Source organism: Nocardioides glacieisoli, assembly GCF_004137245.1.
Lineage (GTDB): Bacteria > Actinomycetota > Actinomycetes > Propionibacteriales > Nocardioidaceae > Nocardioides > Nocardioides glacieisoli.
The window spans coordinates 103236-126810 of record NZ_SDWS01000006.1; the positions used below are offsets into that span (position 1 = coordinate 103236).

Annotated in this window: 16 protein-coding genes; 8 read left to right on the top strand and 8 right to left on the bottom strand. The window is 70.8% G+C overall.

Features of this window, described 5'->3' with window-relative positions:
* Nucleotides 1–19: 19 nt before the first annotated feature.
* The 4 genes from EUA06_RS13965 to EUA06_RS13980 form a co-directional block, all read right to left on the bottom strand.
* A complete protein-coding gene (locus EUA06_RS13965) occupies nucleotides 20–802 on the bottom strand; it encodes an electron transfer flavoprotein subunit beta/FixA family protein (protein WP_242498157.1) in 783 nt (260 codons plus the stop codon).
* Between the two features lie 130 nt (nucleotides 803–932).
* A complete protein-coding gene (locus tag EUA06_RS13970; protein WP_129476846.1) occupies nucleotides 933–1646 on the bottom strand; it encodes an Ig-like domain-containing protein in 714 nt (237 codons plus the stop codon).
* A 40-nt stretch (nucleotides 1647–1686) separates the two neighbouring features.
* Entirely contained in the window at nucleotides 1687–1989 is a 303-nt protein-coding gene (locus EUA06_RS13975; RefSeq protein WP_129476848.1) for a hypothetical protein, read from the bottom strand.
* 59 nt (nucleotides 1990–2048) lie between these two features.
* Nucleotides 2049–2825 carry an enoyl-CoA hydratase/isomerase family protein gene (locus EUA06_RS13980; RefSeq protein ID WP_129476850.1) on the bottom strand — a complete coding sequence of 259 codons (777 nt, stop codon included), beginning with the start codon at nucleotides 2823–2825 and terminating at the stop codon, nucleotides 2049–2051.
* A 91-nt stretch (nucleotides 2826–2916) separates the two neighbouring features.
* Here EUA06_RS13980 and glgX point away from each other — a divergent pair, with 91 nt between their 5' ends.
* Nucleotides 2917–5100 (top strand): glycogen debranching protein GlgX, encoded by a 2184-nt coding sequence (gene glgX, locus EUA06_RS13985; RefSeq protein ID WP_242498158.1) that lies wholly within the window; start codon nucleotides 2917–2919, stop codon nucleotides 5098–5100.
* Here the strand turns inward: glgX and EUA06_RS13990 are convergent.
* Nucleotides 5097–6008, bottom strand: a complete 912-nt coding sequence (locus EUA06_RS13990; protein ID WP_129476854.1) for a helix-turn-helix domain-containing protein — start codon at nucleotides 6006–6008, stop codon at nucleotides 5097–5099. The genes glgX and EUA06_RS13990 overlap by 4 nt on opposite strands.
* Nucleotides 6009–6106: 98 nt before the next feature.
* Between EUA06_RS13990 and EUA06_RS13995 the strand changes: the two genes are divergently transcribed.
* Nucleotides 6107–6472 carry a hypothetical protein gene (locus tag EUA06_RS13995; RefSeq protein WP_129476856.1) on the top strand — a complete coding sequence of 122 codons (366 nt, stop codon included), beginning with the start codon at nucleotides 6107–6109 and terminating at the stop codon, nucleotides 6470–6472.
* A gap of 2 nt (nucleotides 6473–6474) precedes the next feature.
* On the opposite strand, the gene EUA06_RS14000 is transcribed toward EUA06_RS13995, so the two are convergent.
* A complete protein-coding gene (locus EUA06_RS14000; protein WP_129476858.1) occupies nucleotides 6475–6801 on the bottom strand; it encodes a hypothetical protein in 327 nt (108 codons plus the stop codon).
* Between the two features lie 143 nt (nucleotides 6802–6944).
* Nucleotides 6945–9527, bottom strand: a complete 2583-nt coding sequence (glgP, locus tag EUA06_RS14005) for an alpha-glucan family phosphorylase (protein WP_129476860.1) — start codon at nucleotides 9525–9527, stop codon at nucleotides 6945–6947.
* Nucleotides 9528–9620: 93 nt separating this feature from the next.
* On the opposite strand from glgP, the gene EUA06_RS14010 reads away from it, so the two are divergent.
* The 5 genes from EUA06_RS14010 to glgB all read left to right on the top strand — a co-directional run bounded on the left by EUA06_RS14010 (nucleotide 9621) and on the right by glgB (nucleotide 20637).
* Complete coding sequence (locus EUA06_RS14010) at nucleotides 9621–13463, top strand: M36 family metallopeptidase (RefSeq protein WP_207208353.1); 3843 nt, start codon at nucleotides 9621–9623, stop codon at nucleotides 13461–13463.
* A gap of 115 nt (nucleotides 13464–13578) precedes the next feature.
* Nucleotides 13579–15552 carry an alpha-1,4-glucan--maltose-1-phosphate maltosyltransferase gene (locus EUA06_RS14020; RefSeq protein ID WP_129476862.1) on the top strand — a complete coding sequence of 658 codons (1974 nt, stop codon included), beginning with the start codon at nucleotides 13579–13581 and terminating at the stop codon, nucleotides 15550–15552.
* 41 nt (nucleotides 15553–15593) lie between these two features.
* Nucleotides 15594–17330 carry a maltose alpha-D-glucosyltransferase gene (gene treS / locus EUA06_RS14025; RefSeq protein ID WP_129477227.1) on the top strand — a complete coding sequence of 579 codons (1737 nt, stop codon included), beginning with the start codon at nucleotides 15594–15596 and terminating at the stop codon, nucleotides 17328–17330.
* The gene (locus EUA06_RS14030; RefSeq protein WP_129476864.1) at nucleotides 17327–18748 is read left to right on the top strand and encodes a maltokinase N-terminal cap-like domain-containing protein; all 1422 of its coding nucleotides are present in this window, start codon (nucleotides 17327–17329) and stop codon (nucleotides 18746–18748) included. The genes treS and EUA06_RS14030 overlap by 4 nt, the downstream gene beginning before the upstream one ends.
* On the top strand, nucleotides 18745–20637 hold the full coding sequence (gene glgB, locus EUA06_RS14035) for a 1,4-alpha-glucan branching protein GlgB (RefSeq protein ID WP_242498159.1): 1893 nt from the start codon (nucleotides 18745–18747) through the stop codon (nucleotides 20635–20637). The genes EUA06_RS14030 and glgB overlap by 4 nt, the downstream gene beginning before the upstream one ends.
* 14 nt (nucleotides 20638–20651) lie before the next feature.
* Here glgB and EUA06_RS14040 read toward each other — a convergent pair whose 3' ends face one another.
* Nucleotides 20652–21395 carry a hypothetical protein gene (locus EUA06_RS14040; RefSeq protein ID WP_129476868.1) on the bottom strand — a complete coding sequence of 248 codons (744 nt, stop codon included), beginning with the start codon at nucleotides 21393–21395 and terminating at the stop codon, nucleotides 20652–20654.
* A gap of 288 nt (nucleotides 21396–21683) precedes the next feature.
* Here EUA06_RS14040 and EUA06_RS14045 point away from each other — a divergent pair, with 288 nt between their 5' ends.
* Nucleotides 21684–23555: a multicopper oxidase domain-containing protein gene (locus EUA06_RS14045; protein WP_129476870.1), complete on the top strand. Its 1872-nt coding sequence runs from the start codon at nucleotides 21684–21686 to the stop codon at nucleotides 23553–23555.
* Nucleotides 23556–23575: the final 20 nt, after the last annotated feature.

The window sequence follows — 23575 nt, forward strand, 5'->3', positions numbered from 1 at the left end:
CTACAGCTCCTCAGCCGACTCAGATGAACTTCTTGGACGCGAGGAAGTCGACCAGCGCGCCGGCGCCGGATCCGTCCTCGTCGGTGACGATCTCGCCGGCAGTGCGCGGCGGGCGGGCCTCGGTGTCCTCCACCTGCGTGTAGGCCACCGAGAGGCCGACCTGGTCGGCGTCGAGACCCAGGTTGGTCAGCGACCACGTCTCGAGCGGCTTCTTCTTCGCGGCCATGATGCCCTTGAACGACGGGTAGCGGGCCTCGCCCGACTGGTCGGTCACGCTCAGCACGATCGGCAGCGTCGCGCCGATGACCTCGGTCGAGCCCTCGTTGTCGCGCTTGATGCGGACCTGGTCGCCCTGCGACTCCACGACGGAGGCCAGCGTGACCTGCGGCAGCCCGAGGCGCTCGGCGAGCATCGCCGGCACGACGGAGCCGGAGGCGTCCGTCGAGGCCATGCCGCACAGCACGAGGTCGACGCCGGCGTCGGCCTTGATCTTCTCGATCGCCTTCGCGAGGACCAGCGAGGTGCCGAGGTAGTCGGAGCCCGCGATCGCGTCGTCGACGACGTGGACACCGGAGTCGGCACCCATCTGGAGCGCCTTGCGCACGGCGTCGACGGCCTTCTCCGGCCCGACGGTCAGCACCGTGACGGTGATCTCCTCACCCTCACGCTTCTCCCGGAACTGCAGGGCCTGCTCGACGGCGTACTCGTCCAGCTCGGACAACAGGCCGTCGACCCCGACGCGGTCGACGGTGTTGTCGTCCTCGAACTTGCGGTCGGCCGTGGCGTCCGGCACGTACTTCACACAGACAACAATGTTCATGGTGGTGTGGCCTCGCGGCCCCTCCTGTGGACTCGGATGTGCGTTCGAGGTTACTAGCCAGTCACCCCGGACCGGAATGCCGTTCCGGGTGGAGTGGCTCACAGGCAGCGGGTCAGCGCTGGCGGACCGTGAACTTCTCGGTGTAGCGCGCCGCGAGGTGCTGGGCGTCACCGGCGTACGTCACGCGCAGGCGGTAGCGGCCCGTCCGCAGGACGCCGAGCCGCGCCGTCGCAGCGCCGGGCGGGTCGAGCGTCCGCTCCCGGCGGGTGACCTTGCCCGTGCGCAGGTGACGCGCCGTCACGGTCACCGGGCCGGTGGGCCGGGTGCCCCAGTCGCCGATCGCGCCGATCACGACGCCTGTCGGGACGTGCGCACCGCGGCCCGTGATCCGCGCCTGCAGGAAGGTCTGGGCCTTCGAGACGACCCAGGTGGTGGTCGCGGACGTGCTCGGGTCCTGACCCGGGAGGCGCGGGACGAACGACGCCGTGACCGCGTGCTCGCCGACCGCCGTCTGGCGCGGCAGCGTGACGCGCGCCATGCCGCCGCTGATGTTCGCTCTCACGGAGAAGCCGTCGACCGAGAAGACGACGTCGCCGTCGGCCGGGCCGGCGGTGGTGACCTGCGCCGTGGCCGTCACGGAGTCACCGTAGGACGAGGTCGAATCGCTGAGCACGAGCGTCGTCTGGGACGGAGCGGCGGCGTGCGCCGGCACCGCCCACCCGCCGCCGGCGAGGGCGACGAGGGCGGCGACCGCGGCTGCAGTGACGCGGGAGTTCAGCGCTGCTTGCCCAGGCCGGGATCTCGTGGGCGCCGAGTGCGTCGTCATGCCCCGACGATAGAGGCTCCGGCGGCGCGCCGAGGCCTGTTCAGGGCTTGATGATGCGATCGAGCAGACGACCGACGACGAGGTACGCGATCGCGCCGAGGCCCCAGTTGAAGAGGGCGTTCTTGACCTGTGCACCGTCACCCTTGAACTGCTTGATGCCGTCCTGGCGCGAGAAGATGTCGAGGTCGATGTAGTCGGCGGTGCGGAGCACGAAGTCCACCAGCGAGTTGCTCCGGTTGGCGTCGAGGGCGATCAGCAGCGCGCCGACGGCCAGGACGAGGGCAGCCAGCGCCGCCAGCAGCCAGATCAGCTGCGCCAGTCGGGCCCGGATCTTCGTCACCACGGTGGTTCTCCTAGTTCATTCGGTCTGGTCGTCGAGGTCGCTGTCGGTCGGGGCGTGGGTCAACGTCCCACGAATGTTGCCTTGCCCGGTCCGTTCTCAACGAACGAGGACATGCCGTGGGTACGGTCCTCGGTCGCGAAGATCGCGGCGAACTGCTGGCGCTCGATGGCGAGGCCTGTGTCGAGGTCGGTCCCGACGCCTGCGTCGATGCACTCCTTGGCCGCACGGATCGCGAGCGCCGCGGCACCGCTGAACTGGGCGGCGTACGCCACCGCCTCGTCGAGCACCTGCTCGGCGGCGACGACGCGGTCGACCAGCCCGATGCGCAGCGCCTCGTCGGCCTTGACGAACCGGCCGGTGAAGATCAGGTCCTTCGCGGTCGACGTGCCGACCAGCCGGGCCAGCCGCTGCGTGCCGCCGGCGCCGGGAATGATCCCGAGCAGCACCTCCGGCTGGCCGAACACCGCGTCCTCGGCGGCGAAGCGGAGGTCCGCGGCCAGCGCGAGCTCGCAGCCCCCGCCGAGGGCGTAGCCGTTCACGGCGGCGATGACCGGCTTGGGGATCCGCGCGATCGCCGTGGTGGCGGAGCTGGCGGAGTCGGCGATCCGCACCATCTCGGCGTAGGAGACCTCGGCCATCTCCTTGACGTCGTTGCCGGCGGCGAAGACCCGCTCGCCGCCCCACACCACCACGGCGCGCACGTCGTCGCGCTCGGTCAGCTCGGCAGCCGCCTCCCGGAGGTCGGCCTGCACCTGGAGGCTGATGGCGTTCATCTTGGGCCGGTCGAGCCGCAGCACGGCCACCCCGTCGGTCACGTCGATCGAGACGAACTCCATGGTGTGCTCCTCATCGTGGGGTCGCCGCGCGGACGCGACACGGTGTGGGCGCATTGTGCCGTGACGTCCCGGCTCGACCACAATGACCCGGGTGACCCCGCCCCCTGACACCGCATCCGTCTGGAACCACGACGGCGAGACGCGTCAGGTGTGGCCCGGTCGCCACTTCCCCCTGGGCGCCACGTGGTCGCGCGAGGCGACGAACTTCGCGGTCTACGCCCCCGCCGCCCGCCGGGTGTGGGTCTGCCTGTTCGACGACGACGGGACCGAGGAGCGCCAGCTGCTCACCGAGTCGACGCTCGGCGTCTGGCACGGCGCGATCCCCGGCGTGGCCCCCGGCCGTTGCTACGGCTACCGCGCCGACGGGCCGTGGGACATGGCGACCGGCATGAGGTTCAACGCGGCCAAGCTGCTCCTCGACCCCTACGGCAAGGCCGTCTCCGGCGACCTGGTCGTCGACGACGCCATCTTCGACCACGACCGTGACGACCCGACGGTGCGCAACGACCTCGACTCGGCGGCGTACGTGCCTCGCAGCGTGGTCGTGCACGACGAGTTCCAGTGGGGCGCCGACACCCCGCCGCGCCGACGCTGGCGCGACACCGTGATCTACGAGATGCACGTCAAGGGCATGACGGCGCTGCACGATCGCGTGCCCGAGCACCTGCGTGGGACGTACGCCGGACTCGCGACGCCCGCCGTCACCGACTACCTCAAGGACCTCGGCGTCACCGCCGTCGAGCTCCTGCCGGTCCACCAGTTCTTCTCCGAGACGGCGCTGCTGGCCAACGGGATGACCAACTACTGGGGCTACAACTCGATGGCGTTCTTCGCGCCCCACAACGCCTACAGCGCGTCGGGCGACCGCGGCCAGCAGGTCACCGAGTTCAAGGAGATGGTGAAGGCCTTCCACAAGGCGGGGCTCGAGGTCATCCTCGACGTGGTCTACAACCACACCGCCGAGGCCGGTCCGCTCGGCCCGACGCTGAGCTTCCGCGGCCTCGACGACCTCGGCTACTACCAGCGGGTCGTGCCGCCGCCCGTCGACGAGGACGTCGACGCCGAGCCGGCGGTCGACACCTACTGGGACGTGACCGGCTGCGGCAACACGGTCGACGCGACGCACACCCAGAGCCTGCGGATGATCCTCGACTCGCTGCGCTACTGGGTCAACGAGATGCACGTCGACGGCTTCCGCTTCGACCTGATGAGCGCACTCACCCGCACCAACCAGGTCGTCGACATGGGCAGCCACCTGATCACCGCCATCGGGCAGGACCCGGTGCTGCGCCACGTCAAGCTCGTCGCCGAGCCGTGGGATGCCTCGATGGACGGCTACCGGGTGGGCGAGTTCCCGCCGCCGTGGATCGAGTGGAACGACCAGTTCCGCGACACGATGCGCGACTTCTGGCGCGGCCACGCGGCCGGCGTACGCACGGTGGCGACGCGTCTCGCCGGGTCGAGCGACCTCTACGCGGACGACGGCCGTTCGCCCTACGCGTCGGTCAACTTCGTCACCGCCCACGACGGCTTCACCCTGCGCGACCTCGTGTCCTACAACCACAAGCACAACGAGGCCAACGGTGAGGACAACCGGGACGGCACCGACAACAACCGGTCGTGGAACCACGGCGTCGAGGGCGAGACCGACGACGAGGCGATCATCGCCCTGCGCCGTCGCCAGGCCGCGAACCTGATGGCGACGCTCTGCTTCTCCAGCGGCGTGCCGATGCTCACCGCCGGCGACGAGCGCGGTCGCACCCAGGGCGGCAACAACAACGCCTACGTCCAGGACAACGCGACGTCGTGGATCGACTGGCGCCCCGACGACGCGTGGCTCGACGTCTACGAGATCACCAAGACGGCGCTGCGGCTGCGGCGCGAGCATCCCGCGCTTCGGCAGCGGCACTGGTTCGAGGGCCGACCGACCATCAAGGGCGGCATCAAGGACCTGGTCTGGGTGCACCCCGACGGCCGCGAGATGTCGACGGACGACTGGAACGACGACTCCTGCCGCACGGTCGGGATGTTCCTCAACGGCGCTCCCCTGCGCTACCCCGGGCCCCACGGCGAGCAGGTGCGTGACAAGTCCTTCATGATCTGGCTCAACGCGGGGCACGACGACGTGAAGCTCACGCTGCCGGACAACCAGTGGGTGCACCACGGCGAGGTGGTGCTCTCCACCAACGCCGAGATCACCGTGGGCACCTCGATCCTGGCCGGCAGCTCGCTGGAGCTGCAGGCCCAGTCGGTGCTGGTCCTGCGCCAGACCTAGCCCGACTGCGCGGCCACCCACTGTGCCGGGTCACCGGCGTCGAGGTCGGTGATGCCGAGGGTCTCGTAGGCACCCAGGACCACGAGTCGGCGTACGGCCGCGAAGGTCAGCACGTGCGCGATCATCCCGCCGTAGGTGACCACCGTCGGCGGGTCACAGGTGACGTCGACGAAGGTGTCGTCGAGCCGCCCCTCCGCGACCGTCGTGCGGACCTGCCCGAGGAAGGCCGGGCCCTCCTCGGCCAGCTCCCGTCGCAGCGTGCTGACCGACTTCCCGCGCTCCTGGTCCCAGTCGTAGGTCCGCTGCGTCCCGGCCGCGTTCCACTGGGCGAGCTGGCCGACCAGCCGGCCCAGCACTGAGCGGATCGTCATGTCGTCGTCGATGGTGCCGATCGGGATGTCGATCGGGGCGTCGAGCTGCGCGTCGGTGAGGCGGGCGGCCCGCTCGAGCAGCTCGCCGGTCAGCCAGACGTGGTGCTCGACCATGCGTGTCATCAGGTCCATCGGGGTCACCTCTCGGGTGGTGGGCAGCCTGAGGCTGCCCGGCGGGTGGAAGTGCACGCCGCTCGGACCCTCGATCTGGGTCCGGGTCGGCTGCCGACGCCAGTGGCTGGGGGCGCTGCCGTACTCCCGCGCGAACGCCCGGGTGAACGCCTCGTGCGAGCCGAACCCCGCCTCGAACGCGATGTCGACGACCTGCCGCTCACTGGTCACGAGGCGGTACGCCGCCCGCTCCAGCAGCAGCCGTCGTCGCATCCGCTCCGGTGGCTCGCCGCCCGTCGCCGAGACCACCCGGTCGAGGTGGAAGCGGGACAGGTGGAGCCGCCGCGCCCGTTCGTCGGCACCGAGGTCGAGGGTCTCGCCCAGGGCGTCGAGGAACGCGGCGAAGGTGTCGGCCGCTGTCGTCATGTCCACCACCTTGGTGCGGCGTGGGCCTCCCGGCTTGATCTCACTTGCGCAGTGTGCACCGAATCGTCGTACGCAGTGGGGGGTGGGAGAATGGCTGCATGGCCAGCAGTGTCCCCGCGCGGCGCCAGGAGAAGGGCCGCAGCCACCTCCTCGACATGAACGCGCCGCGACAGGTCGTCAAGGACCCGGAGCAGGACGCCCGCGACCTCGCCCGCGTGCAGCGCTGGGTGATGTCGGTGCTCGCCGTGACGACGATCATCCACCTCGTGGTCGGCATCCTCGTCGCGGCCGTCATGCTCGACGGCCCGACCAGCTCACGCGTCGGCCTGGCCGTCATCTCGGGCATCTTCGGCGCCGGCGCCGTGGCCGCCGGGCTGGCCATCCACGGCAAGCGCGTGGTCTCCCCCTGGCTCCTCCTCGGTCTCGTGCCGACCGCGATCGGCCTCTGGCTGATCCTCGCCTGAGGTCAGAGCCCGAAGACCTGCATCACCACGAGGTACGCCCCGTGCACGCCCTCGGGGTCGTGGAGGGCCGCGTCCTCGGCGATCGTCGTGGCGCGTGCTCGTACGGCCTCGGTCGGGTCGGGCGCCGTGAGGTCCGCCGCTAGAAGGGCGACCGCGAGGGCGTGGTCGTGCTCGTCGAGGTGGTCGAGGGCGAGGCTGTTGTGCAGCATCGCCGCCGCCTCGGCCATCAGCTCGCGGGCGATGTCGCCGTCGACCTCGGGCCGACTGGACGCGGCCGCATCGGCCGCGTCGAGGAACGGCTGCAGGATGGTGGGCGGCACGGTGACCATCGCTCGATCCTCGCGAGGACCGCACCACTCGGCAACGGCATTACGACACGACCTGTCAGGCGTTCGCTGAACTTGTCAGGCCGTGCACGGGCCGACATGTTCAGTGATCCCCGGTCAGCCGGGGATCACTGAGGACGGACCTGTCAGGCCGGCTCGGCCACCAGCCCGAGCTCGGCGACCGAGGCGAGGGCGTCGTTGCGCGGGACCACGCGGACCGTGTAGCCGAAGGGGCCGGAGGTCGCGAGCGGGACGGTGGCGTCGAAGCGGTGGCGGTTGCCGTCGTAGGACTCCCCCACCGACATCGGCGCGACGGTCGTGCCGGTCAGCACGTCGTCGGAGCCGATGCGGCCGTGGACGACCTGCACCTCGACGTCGTCGGCCGAGAGCGAGCCCAGGGCGATCCAGGCGCGGACGGCGAGCGTCGCGCCGACCTCGGCCTGGTCGCCGACGCCCTCGGAGTCGATGTGCTCGACCCGGACGCCGGGCCACGCGGCGCGGACGGTCTGCTTCCACGACGACAGCTCGTGCGCGCCGGCGTAGTCGCTGTTGAGCGAGCGCGCGGTCTGCGCGGCCGGGGCGTAGAGCTCGCGGACGTAGTCGCGGACCTGGCGGGTGGCGAGCACCTTGGGGCCGAGCGACTTCAGCGTGTGGCGGACCATCTCGAGCCAGCGCGGCGGCACACCCTCGTCGTTGAGCTCGTAGAAGCGCGGCACGACGTCGGTCTCGAGCAGGTCGTAGAGCGCGTTGGCCTCGAGGTCGTCACGACGGTCGGCGTCGTCGATGCCGTCGGCCGACGGGATCGCCCAGCCGTTGTTGCCGTCGTACCACTCGTCCCACCAGCCGTCGAGGATCGACAGGTTGAGGCCACCGTTGAGCGCGGCCTTCATGCCGGACGTGCCGCACGCCTCGTAGGGGCGCAGCGGGTTGTTCAGCCACACGTCGCAGCCGGGGTAGAGCGGCTGCGCCATGGCGATGTCGTAGTTGGGCAGGAACGCGATGCGGTGCCGGACCTCGGGGTCGTCGGCGAAGCGCACCATCTCCTGGATCAGCCGCTTGCCGGTCTCGTCGGCCGGGTGCGCCTTGCCCGCGATGACCAGCTGCACCGGGCGCTCGGGGTCGAGCAGCAGCGCCTTGAGGCGGGCCGGGTCGCGGAGCATCAGCGTGAGCCGCTTGTACGTCGGCACGCGACGCGCGAAGCCGATGGTCAGGACGTCGGGGTCGAGGGCGGTGTCGACCCAGGTGGTCTCGGCAGGGGCGAAGCCGCGCTTGGCCGCCGACTTCTTCATCCGGTCGCGGGCGTCCTCGATGAAGCGGGTGCGCAGCGTGCGCTTGAGGTCCCAGATCTCCTTGTCGCTGAACTGGTCGACCATCGGCCACAGCGCGTCGGTGTCGTCGCCGTCGATGTCGGCGCCGCGGCTCGCGGCGAGCTCGATGACCTCGCGGGCGATCCAGGTCGGGCCGTGCACGCCGTTGGTGATCGACGTGATGGGCACCTCGGCCTCGTCGAAGGCCGGCCAGAGGCCGTTGAACATCCCGCGCGACACGTGGCCGTGCAGCTGCGAGACGCCGTTGGCGCGCTGGGCGAGGCGGAAGCCCATCACGGCCATGTTGAAGACCCCGGCGTCGCCGCCGTCGTAGTCCTCGGCGCCGAGGGCGAGGATCCGGTCCACGGGCACGCCCGGGGTCGGGCTGTTGCCACCGAAGTACTGCGAGACCAGCTCGCGCGGGAAGCGGTCGATGCCCGCCGGGACCGGCGTGTGGGTGGTGAAGACGGTGCCGGCGCGCGAGACCTCGAGCGCGGTGTCGAAGTCGAGGTGCGGACCACCCTCGTCGACGGTGAGCTCGCGGATCCGCTCGATGCCGAGGAAGCCGGCGTGTCCCTCGTTGGCGTGGAAGACCTCGGGGGCCGGGGCGCCCGTGATGCGCGACCACACCCGCAGCGCGCGGACGCCGCCCACGCCGAGGAGCAGCTCCTGGCGCAGCCGGTGCTCGGAGTTGCCGCCGTAGAGGCGGTCGGTGACGTCGCGGTAGTGGGCGCTGTTCTCCTCGATGTCGGTGTCGAGCAGCAGCAGCGGCACCCGGCCGACGTGGGCGACGAGGATCCGGGCGACCAGGTCAGGACCGTCGGGGAGCGCGATCGACACGGTCGCGCGGGTGCCGTCGGCCTCACGGAGCACCGTCAGCGGCAGCTCGTCGGGGTCGAGCACCGGGTAGGACTCCAGCTGCCAGCCGTCGCGGTCGAGCGCCTGCTTGAAGTAGCCGTGGCGGTAGAACAGGCCGATGCCGACGAGCGGGATGCCGAGGTCGGAGGACGCCTTGAGGTGGTCGCCGGCGAGGATGCCGAGACCACCGGAGTACTGCGGGAGCACCGAGGTGATGCCGTACTCGGACGAGAAGTACGCGACGGCGCGGGGCGCGTCCGCGCCGGCCTTGCGGGCGTACCAGCGGTCCTCGCTGAGGTAACGCTGGAGGTCGTCGTGGGCCGCGTCGAGACGGGCCCGGAAGTCGCCATCGTCGACGAGCTGGTCGAGCCGCTCCCGACCGACCGCGCCGAGGAACCGCACGGGGTCGCGCTTGACCTCGCGCCACAGGTCGGCGTCGATGGCCTCGAAGACGTCCTGGGTCGGTGGGTGCCACGACCAGCGCAGGTTGCCCGCAAGCACGGACAGGGCGCCGAGGGGCTCGGGCAGGACAGGACGGACGGTGAATCGTCGGAACGCGCGCACGATCGAGCACGCTAGGGCATTTCTTGGAACGATCCAAGCGCTCGCCACCGACTGGTCAGTAACCTGCGACGCCCTTCGGCAGTTGTCGCGGGCATGACCCCTCGCCGCCGAATCGGCCGCACCTCGCTCGCGGTCGCAGCGCTCCTCGCGATCTCCACCCTCACCACGGTCGCCTCGCCGGCCACCGCCGAGCCGGAGAGCCCCGGGCTCGCCCCGGACGCGATCCGCACCTTCGGCGACGCCGTCGCCGGTCTCCCCGACCGCGACGTCCGCGCCTCCGTCGCACCGCTGGCAGGTCAGCTGGCCGCAGCGAAGACCCTCGGCGCCGACGTGCGCTGGAACGCGTTCGGCACGCCTGCGTCGATCCTTCCCGACGACGGGAGCCTGGGCAGCGCGACCGGTGACGCGGCCACCAGCGCCCGGTCCTGGCTGGGCGACCACGCGGCCACGTTCGGCCTCACGCGCGCAGCGGTGGACGCACTCGAGCTGGTGAACGTGCAGCGCATGGCCCGCACGGACGGCGTCGCCGTGCTGCTCCGCCAGCGCTTCGGCGGACTCCCGGCCGCCGCCGGCGGGCTCGTCACCGTCGGGATCGCCCGCGGCGAGGTCGCCTTCGTCTCGTCCTCCCTCACGCGCACCCCCGCGGACGCGTCGCCTGCTGCGGCCACCCTCACTCCCGTCCAGGCGTGGGCCAGGGCCGCGACCGACGCCGGTGAGGCGGTCGGCGCCCTCGCGGAGGTGCTGAGCTCCCGCTCCGGCGGCTGGACCCGCCTCGAGGTCCCGGGCTTCGCGCAGGAGCAGCAGGTGCGCCTGCGGGCGCTCGCCCTCACTGACGGGTCCGTGCGGCCGGTCTTCGAGGCCAACGTCGTGCAGGTCGCCGGCGCCGAGGCCAAGGCGTACACCTCCTTCGTGGACGCGGTGAGCGGCGAGATCCTCGTGCGGCGCAACCAGCAGGACCACGCCGAGGTCCAGAAGCTGTTCACGGGCTCGTTCCCGCCGGGGTCGACCACCTGCGGCATCAAGCACCCGTTCGAGCTCGACGACGACGCGACGCGCCAGGTCCTCGCGGTCGCCGTCGGACTGCCCACCGACGACCTCGTCGTCAAGCTCTGGCGCGGTGACGAGCTGCTCGCGTCGGGCGACCTGGCCACCAACCCCGAGCTGCTGACGTACGCCGCAGAGGCCATCCCCGCCGGTACGTACTCCGTGCAGGTCTGCCCCTTCGACGCCTCCACCCTGCTGGGTCAGTACTCCGTGACCGTCCGCACGAGCGACACCGCTCCCCCGGCGCCCGGCGGCCTGCCCGTGGCGCAGTGGCGCTGGTTCCTCGCCAATCCCGAGCTCAACGGTCCCGAGGCCGTCTCCGACAACTCGTCGGTCGGCTGCTGGACCCTGGGCGGCGAGGACTGCACGGTCCCGCCCGGCGCGCTCGCGAACCCGTCGTCGGTCGGGGCGTGGGACACCGTGGGCGGGAAGCCCACCCTCACCTCGATCGGCAACAACGCGAACACGCACGAGGCGTGGCTGAGCCCGCTGACCCCGGGCGGGCTGTTCCAGGCGCCGTACTCGCCGACCCGCGACTACACTCAGGACTTCACCGACGCCTGGAACGACTCCGGGTGCGACCCGACCGAGCTCGTGCCCGGCGGCAACGACGTCGTGGCGTCGGTCACCAACCTGTTCGCGGCACACAACCGCATGCACGACTACAGCTACTACCTCGGTTTCACCGAGGCGAACTACAACATGCAGGTCGACAACTTCGACCGCGGCGGCGTCGGGGGTGACCCCGAGGTCGGCAACGCCCAGGCCGGCGCCATCGGCGGCCTGCAGAGCGGGCTGGGACGCGACAACGCCAACCAGATCACCCTGCAGGACGGCACCCCCGGCATCACCAACCAGTACCTCTTCCAGCCCATCGCGGGCGCCTTCTACGCGCCCTGCACCGACGGCGGCCTCGACATGGGGATCGTCGGCCACGAGTACACGCACGCCATCACCAACCGCATGGTCGGCGGCCCCGACGAGGGCCTGACGTCCGAGCAGGGCGGCGCGATGGGCGAGTCGTGGGGCGACCTGGTCGCCGGTGAGTACCAGTTCAGCCACGGCTACGACAACGGCGGCAACATCTGGGCCGTCGGTGCCTACGCCACCGGCAACCTCACCACCGCCATCCGTGACTACGCCATCAACCGCAACCCGCTGAACTTCTCCAACTACGGGTTCGACAGCACCGGCCCCGAGGTGCACTCGGACGGCGAGATCTGGAACGGGACGATGTGGGAGGTGCGCCAGGCGCTGGTCGAGAAGTACGACGCCCAGTTCCCGTACGCCGACCGGGCCCTGCAGGTCGCCTGTGCGCAGGCGACCCCGTCGAGCACGCCACGACCCGTCGACCAGTGCCCCGGCAATCGCCGCTGGGTCCAGCTGATGTTCGACTCCTACCTCCTGCAGCAGGGAGCGACGTCGATGGTCGACGCCCGCAACGCCCTGATCGCAGCGGACGAGATGCGCTTCGGTGGCGCCAACCGCGCCGAGATCTGGAACGCGTTCGCGCGGCGCGGCCTCGGCGCCACCGCGTCGACCCCCGACGCCGATGCCCACGAGGTCGTGCCCAGCTTCGCCTCACCGGTCACGCCGAACCAGCAGGTCACCTTTGCCGCTCCGGCGGGGACCAAGATCTACGTCGGCGACTACGAGGCCCGGGTGACGCCGGTGGCCGACACGGTCGCGCAGAGCGAGCTGCCGGCGACGGCCGACTTCACCGCCGGCCGCTACCGGATGGTCGCGGTCTCGCCCGACCGGGGCGCCGTCCGCTTCGACATGGACGTGCCCGCGGGTGGGGGCAGCCGGACGGTGACCGTTCCTGACAACGGCACCAACCTCGCCGGGGCCGCCGCTGGAGGCAGCGTGCTCGGGTCGAGCCCCGGCTCGCGCAACTCGGACTTCCTCATCGACGGCACGGAGGAGACCAACTGGGCCGGCGTCGTCGCGGACCCGACGAGCGTGGACGAGGCCCCGCCGACGGTGTCGGTCGACCTCGCCGGCGGCACCCACACCGTGCGGCGGGTGGCGGTGAGCGCGATGCTCACGCCTGCGCCTGCCTCGGACGACCCGGTCCCGCTGCTCGCCGACGCCGACGAGGACCCGGACTCCGGGTCGCGCTTCACCGCGCTGCGGCAGTTCGCCCTCGAGGCGTGCACCGCCGACTGCGGCGCGCCGGGTGCCACGTGGACGCGGTTCTACACCTCGCCCGACGACGCCTTCCCGGCCCAGCGACCGCGCCCGGTGGCCCCCGACCTGACCCTGCGGTCGTTCGACGTGCCCGACACCGACGCCGCGGCAGTGCGCCTGGTCGCGCTGGAGAACCAGTGCAGCGGCTTCGCCGGGTACGCCGGTGAGCAGGACGAGGACCCGCTGAACGACACGGACTGCAAGGCCGCGTCCGACCGCGACAGCATCGTGCACGCCAGCGAGCTGCAGGTGTTCGCCACCGAGCTCCCCGCCGGCAGCCAGCCGACGCCGAGCACGGGCGTCGGCACCGGGCAGGGCACGGGGTCGACGTCGGGCACCACCGGCACCGGCACCGGCACCGGCACCGGGCCCGGCACCGGCACGACCACGGGGGCCGCGGCCACCCGCATCCGGATGATCGTCAAGCGGGCCTTCCAGACCGCGAAGAAGCCGGCTCCGGTGCTGTTCCTGACGATCCGCTCCGGGGTCGAGAAGGAGGCGGGGAAGTTCGTCGTCCGCATCAACACGAAGAAGTACCGGGTGGTCCGGACCGCCGATGGGACGGCTCGCATCAAGGTGAAGAAGTCCCGCCTCCGCCCGGGTCGCAACACCGTGCGCGTCCGGTTCGTGCCCACGGACGCGACGGCGTTCACCTCCTCGAAGACGCGGCTGCGTCGGATCACCGTCGCGAAGAGCGGCTGACCACGACACAGCACACGAGACAACCGTCCGACCGACCGCGGCCGGGGCCGTCCCAAGGGGTGGCACCGGCCGCGGTCGGCTTGCGTCGGGGCACCGGGTTCGCAAGTGTGGGGGCATGGTCGGACGCATACCCGTGATGGATGTTTCACCCGTCGTCGACCTCGGTCGACTGTCGGCGAAGGCCACCGTCGGAGAGCCGATGCCAGTGCGCGCCGCGGTCTTCCGCGAGGGCCACGACCAGCTGGCGGCCGAGGTGGTGGCGATCGACCCGAAGGGCGTACGACGTGAGCCCGTCCGCATGGTCGCCGACGGTGAGCAGCCCAACCGCTACGTCGCCCACGTCACGCCCGACGTCGAGGGTGAGTGGACCTTCGAGATCCACTCCTGGTCCGACCCGATCGGGACCTGGCAGCACGACGCCGGCATCAAGATCCCGGCCGGCGTCGACGTCGAGCTGATGTTCACCGAGGCCCGGCTGCTGCTGGAGCGCGTCGCGGCGGGTGAGAAGCCCCTCGACCAGCAGTCCGCGGCCCTCGTCAAGGGCGCCATCGCTGCCGCGTCCGACACCGAGCGCCCGGCCGGAGCGCGCCTCGCCGCGCTCCAGGACCCCGAGCTGGGCGCCGTCCTGCTCGCCCACCCGCTGCGCGAGCTGACCTCGATCAGCGGTCCCTACCGCTTCCGCGCCGACCGCACGCGTGCGCTCTTCGGCAGCTGGTACGAGTTCTTCCCACGCTCCGAGGGCGCGACCCGCGACGAGAAGACCGGCAAGGTCACCTCCGGCACGTTCGTCACCGCCACCGAGCGGCTGGACCGGGTGGCGGAGATGGGCTTCGACGTCCTCTACCTGCCGCCGATCCACCCCATCGGCGAGCTGAACCGCAAGGGCCCCAACAACACGCTGACCCCCGGCCCCGACGACCCCGGCTCGCCGTGGGCGATCGGCAGCAAGGACGGCGGGCACGACGCGATCCACCCCGAGCTCGGCACGTTCGAGGACTTCGACGCGTTCGTCGCGCGCGCCCACGAGCTGGGCCTCGAGGTCGCCCTCGACCTCGCGCTCCAGTGCGCACCCGACCACCCCTGGGTGACCACGCACCCGCAGTTCTTCACCACGCGCGCCGACGGCACCATCGCGTACGCCGAGAACCCGCCGAAGAAGTACCAGGACATCTACCCGATGAACTTCGACAACGACCCCGCGGGTGTGTGCCGCGAGGTGCTGCGGGTCGTGAAGCTCTGGATGTCCCACGGCGTGCGGATCTTCCGTGTCGACAACCCCCACACCAAGCCCCTCGCCTTCTGGGAGTGGCTGCTGGCGGAGGTGCGGCGCACGGACCCCGACGTGCTCTTCCTCTCGGAGGCCTTCACCAAGCCCGCGATGATGCACGGGCTCGGTGCGGTGGGCTACCACCAGAGCTACACCTACTTCACCTGGCGCACCGGCAAGCGCGAGATCGAGGACTACCTCGTCGAGGTGTCGCGCGAGTCCGACCACCTGATGCGGCCGAACTTCTTCGTCAACACCCCCGACATCCTCCACGCCTACCTGCAGTACGGCGGTCCGGCGGCGTTCAAGGTGCGCGCCGCCCTCGCGGCCACGGGATCGCCCAGCTGGGGGGTGTACGCCGGCTACGAGCTGTTCGAGCACGTCGCGGTCAAGCCCGGCTCGGAGGAGTACCTGGACTCGGAGAAGTACCAGGTCCGGATCCGCGACTGGAAGAAGCACGACGCCGAGGGCACCACGCTCGCGCCGTACATCACGCGGCTCAACGAGATCCGCCGTCAGCACCCGGCGCTCCAGCTGCTGCGCAACGTGACGATCCACCACTCCGACGACGACCAGGTGCTGGTCTTCAGCAAGAAGCACGAGGGGGATGTCGTCATCACGGTGATCAACCTCGACCCGCACGGCACCCGCGAGACGATGATCCACCTCGACATGCCCGCGCTGGGCCTCAGCTGGCACGACTCGTTCGTCGCCCACGACGAGATCACCGGCGAGGACTGGAGCTGGCACCAGCACAACTACGTCCGTCTCGACCCCGGCCACGAGCCTGCCCACGTCATCAGTGTCAGGAGCCCCCGTTGACCGAGCACCCCACGTCCGCCCATCACCCCTCGTCGGCACAGATGCCAACCGATGCCGGAGCAGCGACCGCGGTGCTGAACGCCGAGCCCGACTGGTTCCGCACGGCGGTGTTCTACGAGGTCCTGGTCCGGTCGTTCCGCGACTCCAACGGCGACGGGACCGGCGACTTCAAGGGCCTCATCGAGAAGCTCGACTACCTCGAGTGGCTCGGTGTCGACTGCCTGTGGGTCCCGCCGTTCTTCACCTCGCCGCTGCGCGACGGTGGCTACGACGTCGCCGACTACAACAACATCCTCCCCGAGTGCGGCAGCGTCGAGGACTTCCACGAGTTCATCGACGCCTGCCACCAGCGCGGCATCCGGGTGATCATCGACTTCGTCATGAACCACACGAGTGACGCCCACGAGTGGTTCCAGCAGAGCCGCAGCGACCCCGAGGGTCCCTACGGCGACTTCTACGTCTGGTCCGACACCGACGAGCTCTACCAGGACGCCCGGGTGATCTTCGTCGACACCGAGCCGTCCAACTGGACGTGGGACCCGGTGCGCCAGCAGTACTTCTGGCACCGGTTCTTCCACCACCAGCCGGACCTCAACTTCGACAACCCCAAGGTCCACGACGCGATGCTCGAGTCGATGGCCTTCTGGCTCGACATGGGCCTCGACGGCTTCCGCCTCGACGCCGTGCCGTACCTCTACGAGCGGCCCGGCACCAACGGCGAGAACCTGCCCGAGACCCACGAGTTCCTCAAGAAGTGCCGCCGCTTCGTCGACGAGAACTACCCCGGTCGGGTGCTGCTCTGCGAGGCCAACCAGTGGCCGGCCGACGTGGTCGAGTACTTCGGGCCGGAGCAGACGGAGGACGGTCGCTGGATCGGCACGGAGTGCCACATGGCGTTCCACTTCCCCGTGATGCCACGCATCTTCATGGCCGTGCGGCGCGAGTCGCGCTTCCCGATCTCGGAGATCCTCGAGCAGACGCCGTCGATCCCCGACGGGTGCCAGTGGGGCATCTTCCTGCGCAACCACGACGAGCTCACCCTCGAGATGGTCACCGACGAGGACCGCGACTACATGTGGTCGGAGTACGCCCACGACCCTCGGATGAAGGCCAACATCGGCATCCGCCGCCGCCTCGCCCCGCTGCTCGACAACGACGTCAACCGGATGGAGCTCTTCACCGCGCTCCTGCTCTCGCTGCCCGGCTCCCCCGTCCTCTACTACGGCGACGAGATCGGGATGGGTGACAACATCTGGCTCGGCGACCGCGACGGGGTGCGTACGCCGATGCAGTGGACGCCCGACCGCAACGCGGGGTTCTCCTCCGCCACCCCCGGCAAGCTCCACCTGCCGGCGGTCCAGGACCCGATCTACGGCTACCAGTCGGTCAACGTCGAGGCGCAGCTGGAGAACAGCTCGTCGCTGCTGCACTGGACACGCCGCCTCGTGCACGCACGCCGCCGGCACCCCGCCTTCGGCCTCGGCGACTTCGTCGACCTGGGCGGGTCCAACCCGAGCGTGCTGTCGTACATCCGCGAGCACTCGCCTGAGGGGTCGGAGGCGGACGGGCGCGACGTGATCCTCTGCGTCAACAACCTGTCGCGCTTCCCGCAGCCGGTCGAGCTCGACCTGCGCCACTGGGAGGGCATGGTGCCCGTCGAGCTGCTGGGCGGCGTGCCGTTCCCGGCCATCGGCGAGCTGCCCTACCTGCTGACCCTCGGGGGCTACGGCTTCCTCTGGTTGCGGCTCACTGATCCCAACCAGGGGGTGGAGGGATGACCATCCCCCACGACCAGCTCCGTGGCCTGATCGACCACGCGCGGTGGTTCGGCGGCAAGGGTCGCGAGTGGACGCTGGCCGGCGTGCGACGCGTGGGCGAGCTGCCCGACGCGCCCGACGGCCTCCACGTGACGATCGACCTGGCCGAGATCGCCTACGACGACGGGACGACGGACTACTACCAGCTGCCGCTCGCCCTCTACGCCGAGCCCCAGGACCGCCTCTCGCACGCGCTCGTCGGCGAGTGGGACGACGAGGACCACGGCTACGCCTACGTCTACGACGCGCTCCACGACCGCGAGTCGATGGCCTTGTGGCTGGCGGCGTTCGCCGCGCACGGCGTCGACCCCGCGCGTCACCACGACGTGCGCGGGGAGCTGATGTTCCACCGGCTCCCGGGTCACGACCTCGACATCGAGGCCCACTCCACGCTCTTCTCCGGCGAGCAGTCCAACTCCTCGGTCGCCTTCGGCGAGGACGCGCTGATGAAGGTGTTCCGCAAGGTGACGCCGGGCGTGAACCCCGACATCGCGATCCACCAGGTGCTCACCGAGGCCGGCTCCACCCACGTCGCCGCTCTCTACGGCTGGCTCGACCTCGTCGACGACGACGCCGACGGGACGAACTCGACCATCCAGCTGGCGATGCTCCAGCAGTTCCTCCGCACCGCGAGCGACGGCTGGGACCTGGCCCTCGCCAGCGTGCGCAACCTGTTCGCCGAGGCCGACCTGCACGCCGACGAGGTCGGCGGCGACTTCGCCGGCGAGGCCGCCCGGCTGGGCACCGCGCTCGCCGAGGTGCACGCCGACCTGGCCGAGCACTTCCCGGTCGAGCAGCGCGGCGCCGACGCGGCGTCCGCCCTGGCCGACGCGATGGCGGGCCGGCTCGACGCCGCGCTCGACGTCGTACCCGACCTGGCGCCGTACGCCGACTCCCTGCGCGCGACCTTCGGACGACTGCGCGAGCTCGACGGGATCGACGTCCAGCAGGTGCACGGCGACCTGCACCTCGGCCAGACCCTGCGCACGGTCAAGGGCTGGAAGATCGTCGACTTCGAGGGCGAGCCCGCCAAGCCGCTCGCCGAGCGCCTGCTGCCCGACTCGGTGTGGCGCGACGTGGCCGGGATGATCCGCTCGTTCGACTACGCGCCCCGCGTGGTGGCGATGACCGCCGGAGGCGTGGACATCGGCGGGGAGGCCGAGCAGCGCGCCTACCGGGCCTCGGAGTGGGCCGCACGCAACCGTGCCGCCTTCCTCGAGGCCTACACCGCCGCGCTGGGTACTGCACTGGACGGCGCGGCCGGCACCCTGCTGGATGCCTACCTCGCCGACAAGGTGGTCTACGAGGCGGTCTACGAAGCACGCAACCGCCCCGGATGGCTGTCCATCCCCCTGGCTGCACTCGAGGAGAGCTCATGACCGACCCGACCAGCACCGACACGTACGCACCCGGCGAGCTCGACCTGCACCTGATCGGCGAGGGCCGGCACGAGGAGCTCTGGACCGTCCTCGGCGCCCAGGTCACCGACGCCGGCACGTCCTTCCGCGTCTGGGCGCCCAACGCGCTCGAGGTCCAGGTCGCCGGCGAGTGGGCCGGCTGGGACGGCTCGCAGCACCCGATGACCCGTCTCGACGGATCGGGCGTCTGGCACGTCCACGTCGACGGCGCCGGCGTCGGTGCGCAGTACAAGTACCGCCTGCGCGGAGCCGACGGCCAGTGGGCCGACCGCGCCGACCCGATGGCCCAGTACGCCGAGAAGGCGCCGAGCTCCGCCTCGCGGGTCTGGAGGTCCGAGCACCAGTGGGGCGACGACGCCTGGCTCGAGAAGCGGCGCACGAGCCAGCCGGTCGACGAGGCGATGTCGACCTACGAGGTCCACCTGGCCTCGTGGAAGAAGCACTACTCCGGCGAGCTCTACTCCTGGGACGAGATCGCCGACGCACTCGTGCCCTACGTCTCCGACCTCGGCTTCACCCACGTGGAGCTCATGCCGGTCATGCAGCACCCGTTCGGCGGCTCGTGGGGCTACCACGTCACCTCCTACTTCGCCGCGGACGCGCGGTTCGGCGACCCCGACGGCCTCAAGCGGCTGATCGACCGGCTCCACCAGGCCGGGGTCGGCGTGATCCTGGACTGGGTGCCCGGCCACTTCGCCACCGACGAGTGGGCACTGGCCAACTTCGACGGCACCCCGCTCTACGAGGACCCCAACCCGCAGCGCGGGTGGCACAAGGAGTGGGGCTCCCACATCTTCAACTTCGGCCGCAACGAGGTGCGCAACTTCCTCTACGCCAACGCGGTCTTCTGGCTCGAGGAGTTCCACGCCGACGGGCTGCGGGTCGACGGCGTCGCCTCGATGCTCTACCTCGACTACGCCCGCGAGCACGGCGAGTGGTCGCCGAACAAGGACGGCGGCCGGGAGAACCTCGAGGCCGTGCAGTTCCTGCAGGAGATGAACGCCACCGTCTACAAGCGCGTCCCCGGGATCGTCACGATCGCCGAGGAGTCGACCGCGTGGCCGGGCGTCACCGGGCCGACCAGCGAGGGCGGGCTGGGCTTCGGCTTCAAGTGGAACATGGGCTGGATGCACGACTCGCTCAACTACGTCGCCAAGGACCCGCTCTACCGCAGCCACCACCACGGCCAGATGACGTTCTCGCTCGTCTACGCGTTCGCGGAGAACTACGTCCTGCCCATCAGCCACGACGAGGTCGTGCACGGCAAGGGCTCGCTGCTGCGCAAGATGCCGGGCGACCGGTGGCAGCAGCTGGCCAACCTGCGCGCCTACCTGGCCTTCATGTGGGCCCACCCCGGCAAGCAGCTGCTCTTCATGGGCTGCGAGTTCGGCCAGGAGTCCGAGTGGGCCGAGAGCCGCGAGCTCGACTGGTGGCTGCTCGAGCACCCGGAGCACTCCGGCGTGCACGCGATGGTCCGCGACATGAACGCGGTCTACCGGGGCTCCGGCGCCCTGTGGGGCCGTGACAACGACCCGTCGGGCTTCCAGTGGGTCGACGCCAACGATGCCGGCCGCAACACGTTCTCGTTCGTGCGCCGCGCGCCGGGGCAGCCTGACGTGGTGTGCGTCGCGAACTTCGCCGGCACCCCCCACGAGGGCTACCGGCTCGGCCTGCCGTCGGATGGCACGTGGTCGGAGATGCTCAACACCGACGCGGCGTCGTACTCCGGGTCGGGCGTGGGCAACCTCGGGTCGGTCACCGCCACCAAGGGCGACCACCACGGCCAGCCGGCGTACGCCGACATCGTGGTGCCGCCCCTGGCGACGGTGTGGTTCCGCAAGGAGTCGTGACCGGGCCCTGAGCGTCAGGTCAGGTGGATCATCTCCAGCATCCCCATCAGTGAGTGCGGCATGCCGCCCATCTGGGGGTCGGGGAAGAAGCACATGACGACGTACTGGCCTGCGGGCAGGTCGTAGTCCACCGTCATGCTCTTCCCGGGGCTGATCGACCCGGTCTCCATCCCGGCCGGCAGGCCCCACGGGGGGTTCCCCTCGTCACCGCTCTGCAAGAACTCGAGCACCTGGTCGGTGGTCGTGCCCTCGGCGACCTGCTGGAGGACCACGAAGTGCGGGACACCGGTGGTGGCCTTGTTCTTGAACAGGAAGCTGCCCTTCGCCGGGAGCGTCGAGGAGCCTCCCCACGACGGGCCCGTCTTCGCGAGGATCCGGCCGTCGGTGCTGGGCGCCGACGACGATCGCTTGGCCCCACGGACCATGAACGGCTCACCCATCACGACGCCCCGCTGCCCGATGGAGAACGGGGTGTACGAGCCGGCCCGCGGGAGCACGACCGTGCCTGATCCGCCACCGGCGAACCCCCCGAGGATCTGGGTGTTGGCCAGGGCGCGCTTGAGCGCCTTGATGTCGTTCTTCGCACCGAACTTGTTGACGTCGGCGGCGAAGTCCTCGCCGTCGTAGCCGCGCTTGAACATCGCCAGCTCGACGATGCCGTTGCCCTTGACGCTGAGCATCACGCGGCCCGGTCGCAGGCCGTCAGCACCCTTCAGGTTGATGCCCCTCTTGGTGAGCGTGGCGGAGATGTGGGGCATCGCTGCCCGTGAGGTGGCCGCAGGCGATGCGTTCGCTGTGGTCGGAGCCAGCAGCAGGGGTGTCCCTGCCAGCGCAGTGGCACACACGGCAGCGAGCACCGCGCGCCGTTTCTTGTGTACGTGCATGAGTGAACCAACCCTTCTCGGTGAGCCATGTCGGCCTCCGTCGGCACAGCACTCCAGTTCTGGCACGTTCTCGTCGCGACGTCATCCGCAAAACTGTCGATGTCCAGACCACCGCACAAAGCGGGTGGACTCTGCCACGAGGAGGAGCACACACTCGATCGGATGTGGGGACAGTCGGTCCGACGGGGGCCGGGACGGATCTGGGTCGGGACCGCGGCGGTCGCGCTGGCCACCGCCACCTTCGTGGCGTACGACGTCGGCGGTGCACCCGACCCCCCGCGGGCAGCGGCGTTCGCCGAGCCGGTGCGCAACGCCACCGTCGTGATCGAGGAAGGTGGCGCGCGCACGGGATTCTCCACGCCGACCGTCACGATGTCAGGCGGCGGCGCGGTGACGGTGGTCAACCTCGACTCGATGGACCACACCGTGACCTCGGTGGCCAAGGGTGCGGACGGCCTGCCGCTCTTCGACGTACGCGTCGCTGCCGGCACGACGGCGACGGTCCCCGGCGTCGACTCGCTCGCGGCCGGCGAGTTCGCCTTCTACTGCAAGTTCCACCCGGGCATGCGCGGGGTGCTGACCGTCACCGGGGCCGGCGGCGGCGTCGAGCCCGAGCGGCCCACCTTCGACCAGCCGCTGGTGGTGCCGCCGACCGAGCGCGGCGCCGACATCCGCCTGGTGATGAAGCGCGCCCGGGTCCGGACGTTGCCGGAGGGACGGCGTACGTCCATGTGGACCTTCGACGGCACCTACCCCGGGCCCACCATCCGGCGGCGCGGCGGTCAGGGCACCCGCGTGACCGTGGTCAACCACCTGCCGAAGGGCGCCGGCTCGACCTCGACCCACCTCCACGGCGACCACCACGCGGCCAAGGACGACGGCCAGCCGACCACGCAGCTGGTCCGCCGCGGCGACAGTCGCACCTACGACTACCCCCTGACGGTCGACGGCCGCGCGACTCCGGGCTCCTTCTTCTGGTACCACGACCACCGGATGGACCGCACGGCCCGCAACAACTGGCGTGGCCTCCAGGGCATGTTCATCGTCACCGACCCACCCATGCCCGGCGTGCGCCTGCCTTCAGGCTCGCGCGACGTGCCGCTGATGATCTCCGAGCGTTCGTTCACGTCGGGCAACCAGCTCACCGACCCCTTCGCCGACGGACCGGAGATGGTGCACGGCGCCGGGCACGACGAGATGTCGTGGTCCGGCGACCTCGCACCGCCGAACGACGCCACCGTCGGTGACACCGTGCTCGTCAACGGCCGGGCAGCGCCGTACCTCGACGTCTCCGCCACGCGCTACCGGCTCCGGCTGCTGAACTCCTCACCGTTCTCCAGCTACAATCTCACCCTCTCCGACGGCCGCCCCATCCTGCAGATCGGCACCGGCAGCGGCCTGCTGCCCCGCGCGGTCGTCCGCTCGTCGATCCTGCTCGGCCCGGCGCAGCGCGCGGACGTGATCGTCGACTTCAGCGGCGCCACCGGCAAGCGGATCGTGCTCGAGTCGGTGCCCGCTGCGATCGGCAGCACCGGCGACGACGCCCGCCAGACCGCGGTGATGGAGCTCCGCGTCGGCGCCCGGGCGAGCGACCCGTCACGCCTCCCCTCGCGCCTCCCCTCCCCCGGGCTCGTCTCGCCCGTGCCCACCGAGGTCGCGAAGACCTGGACCTTCGGCCTCGACGACGGGGGCGACCACGGCAGCGCGTGGACCATCAACGGCGACCCCTTCGACCCGACCCGCGTCGACCACCGGGCCAGGCTCGGCGCCGTCGAGCGGTGGCGCTTCCGCAACACCAGCGACGTCACCCACTACGTCCACATCCACGCCGAGCAGTGGCGCACCCTCCTGCGCGACGGCAAGGCGCCACCGCCGTGGGAGCGTGGCCTCGAGGACACCTGGCGGCTCGAACCGGGCGAGGTGGTCGAGGTGGCCGCCCGCTTCACCGACTACACCGGCCCCTTCATGATCCACTGCCACATGCTCGACCACGAGGACCACGGGATGATGTCGCGCTTCGACGTCGTCCCCTGACCTGCCCCTCGTTAGGGTGG

Coding starts and splice junctions, on each gene's coding strand:
- EUA06_RS14010 (WP_207208353.1), top strand. CDS start 9,621: ATGACCCCTCGCCGCCGAATCGGCCGCACCTCGCTCGCGGTCGCAGCG.
- EUA06_RS14040 (WP_129476868.1), bottom strand. CDS start 21,395: ATGCCCCACATCTCCGCCACGCTCACCAAGAGGGGCATCAACCTGAAG.
- treS (WP_129477227.1), top strand. CDS start 15,594: ATGCCAACCGATGCCGGAGCAGCGACCGCGGTGCTGAACGCCGAGCCC.
- EUA06_RS14030 (WP_129476864.1), top strand. CDS start 17,327: ATGACCATCCCCCACGACCAGCTCCGTGGCCTGATCGACCACGCGCGG.
- EUA06_RS14020 (WP_129476862.1), top strand. CDS start 13,579: ATGGTCGGACGCATACCCGTGATGGATGTTTCACCCGTCGTCGACCTC.
- glgB (WP_242498159.1), top strand. CDS start 18,745: ATGACCGACCCGACCAGCACCGACACGTACGCACCCGGCGAGCTCGAC.
- EUA06_RS14000 (WP_129476858.1), bottom strand. CDS start 6,801: ATGGTCACCGTGCCGCCCACCATCCTGCAGCCGTTCCTCGACGCGGCC.
- EUA06_RS13970 (WP_129476846.1), bottom strand. CDS start 1,646: ATGACGACGCACTCGGCGCCCACGAGATCCCGGCCTGGGCAAGCAGCG.
- EUA06_RS13980 (WP_129476850.1), bottom strand. CDS start 2,825: ATGGAGTTCGTCTCGATCGACGTGACCGACGGGGTGGCCGTGCTGCGG.
- EUA06_RS13990 (WP_129476854.1), bottom strand. CDS start 6,008: ATGACGACAGCGGCCGACACCTTCGCCGCGTTCCTCGACGCCCTGGGC.
- EUA06_RS14045 (WP_129476870.1), top strand. CDS start 21,684: ATGTGGGGACAGTCGGTCCGACGGGGGCCGGGACGGATCTGGGTCGGG.
- EUA06_RS13995 (WP_129476856.1), top strand. CDS start 6,107: ATGGCCAGCAGTGTCCCCGCGCGGCGCCAGGAGAAGGGCCGCAGCCAC.